We start from the raw sequence: 1,486 nt of genomic DNA, 5'->3' as shown, positions 1-1,486 counted from the left end.
TAGCTTGATCTTTAACCTGTGCGGCGGGGTTTCGGGGTTGTTGACCTCTTCTTTTGTCCCTGTGCTGGCTGCGTCTTCTTGGGTGTGTGCACGTCGTGGCGGGGTGCCGGACGGGTGTTTTTTCGGCCCGCCGGTCGTCCGGGACCGGGGAGGGTGGGTTTCGGTGCTCTGGCCGGGCAGGTGGTCTGTGGGCGGATGTGCCGGAAGTCGCGGCGGACGCGGGCGGGAGTGAGCCTGTCCGGAGGGCTGGGTTGCTCCCAGGGACGGCGCCGGTCGGCTGCGAGGGGGCGGGCCAGACGCAGTTGGGTGTAGGCGGCGAGGATCAGCCAGGTCCAGCGGTCGGCGGCCTCAGGTGTGCGAATTTTCGGAGTGGTCCAGCCGAGAGTCTGCTTGAACAGGCGGAAGGTGTGCTCGATGTCGAAGCGCCGCAGGTAGGCCTGCCAGAGACGGTCGGCGTGTGCCGCGGTGGCGTCGGTGCCTGACCACCACAGCCAGACCGGCTTGGGTGTTGCGCCGCTGGGCAGGTGGCCGATGTCCAGGCGGATCACCGTCCCTTCGATGACCGGGAGCGTGCCGTCGGCGGTGGCCCAGGAGGAGCGGTGGGTGAGCCTGGGGTGGAGCCGGTCCCAGGAGCGGGCTCTGGCGGTGCCGTAAAGACGTGTGTCGGTGACGGTTTCGGTGTCCGGGACGCCCCAGGTGTCGGGCTGTCCGAAGACGAATTCACCGCCGTGCCGGGGTGGGCGGCCCATCGTGTGGGGCTGGCGGGGTGGAACAGCCCGGCGCAGGACCCGGTCTGAGCGCATCCGGGCGAGCACCTGGACCGGCAGGTCTTTGAGCAGGAAGGCGAGACGGGGGGCGTCGTATCCGGCGTCTGCGATGACGAGGACGTCGGGGTCGCCCTCCTGCCACTGCCCTGCGGTGATCAGCCGGTGGAGCAGGTCACGCAGCTGCCGGGCGGTGACGGTGGCGCTGTCGTCCCCGGGGGCCAGGCGAAGCGCGTCCAAAGGCGCGGTCCAGGAACTGCGGCCCGGCTCGAGCGCGCAGATGATCGAGTACGGCCAGCCAGGGACAGGGATGTGCTGGTCTTTGCCCCGGCCGTAGGTGTGACACAGGATCCGCTGCGGTGAGGTGTGAGCATCGGGGCGTAGCCAGCAGGTGATGTCGATGGCCAGGACCAGCCGGCCGTCGACAGCCCGTGGCAGTGGCACCGCGGCCAGGGCCCGCCGCAGCCGGCCGGTATCGACCCTGCCACGGGCGAGGGCGGCGTAGAGCCCGCCATGACCACGACGGTGTTCGCCGACCAGCGACAGTTCGGCCAGCGAGCTCACCGGTCCGTCGCCGCACAGAACGGCGTCAGCCAGCTCGAACAACGCATCCGAACGAGCGGTGAGACAGGAGTAGAACTCGCCCCGGAAGCATGACAGTTCCGCCAACGACTCTTGCCGGACGTCGTGATGCAGCAGACTCATCTTTACGGCCTTCGTGC

1 protein-coding gene is annotated in these 1,486 nt (G+C 69.1%); it reads right to left on the bottom strand.

The genetic code is table 11. From position 1 onward, the window contains the following. Positions 1-11: 11 nt before the first annotated feature. On the bottom strand, positions 12-1,469 hold the full coding sequence (locus ACZ7FF_RS44950) for an NF041680 family putative transposase (RefSeq protein ID WP_470820551.1): 1,458 nt from the start codon (positions 1,467-1,469) through the stop codon (positions 12-14). Between the last annotated feature and the right edge of the window lie 17 nt (positions 1,470-1,486).

The organism is Streptomyces sp. NPDC037126 (assembly GCF_055605965.1).
This window is presented reverse-complemented; position numbering and strand designations above follow the sequence as displayed.

Coding starts and splice junctions, on each gene's coding strand:
- ACZ7FF_RS44950 (WP_470820551.1), bottom strand. CDS start 1,469: ATGAGTCTGCTGCATCACGACGTCCGGCAAGAGTCGTTGGCGGAACTG.